Below are 268 nucleotides of genomic sequence, written 5' to 3'. Positions count from 1 at the left end.
CAGCCAGTTGGCCCTCCCGATAGCCCACGGACGTATTTGGTTTTCGACCCAGTTGTTGTCTATGGGCACATGTCCGTCGTCGAGATAGCGCGTCAGCGCTTCCCAGCGTTTAAGGCTGTAATCCAGCGCTTTCGCAATCGTTGAACCTTCCGAAACCAGCTTGCGCTGCGCCACCATCCATTCATGAAGTGCGTCGCACACCGGTTTGGCCCGGCTCTGTCGAAGCCTGCGACGCTCTTCAGCTTCCAGTGTCTGCGCCTCGCGCTCG

1 protein-coding gene is annotated in these 268 nt (G+C 59.0%); it reads right to left on the bottom strand.

Features of this window, described 5'->3' with window-relative positions; genetic code table 11:
* Positions 1–268: IS66 family transposase (locus ACLFKU_RS44600; RefSeq protein WP_410853501.1), on the bottom strand; the 268-nt coding region annotated here is incomplete at both ends.

Origin of the sequence: Paraburkholderia sp. EG304 (assembly GCF_046543485.1) — a bacterium.
In the GTDB taxonomy this organism is placed as follows: Bacteria; Pseudomonadota; Gammaproteobacteria; order Burkholderiales; family Burkholderiaceae; genus Paraburkholderia; species Paraburkholderia youngii.
Note: the sequence above shows the minus strand (reverse complement) of the source record. Positions and strands in the feature narration are given on the sequence as shown.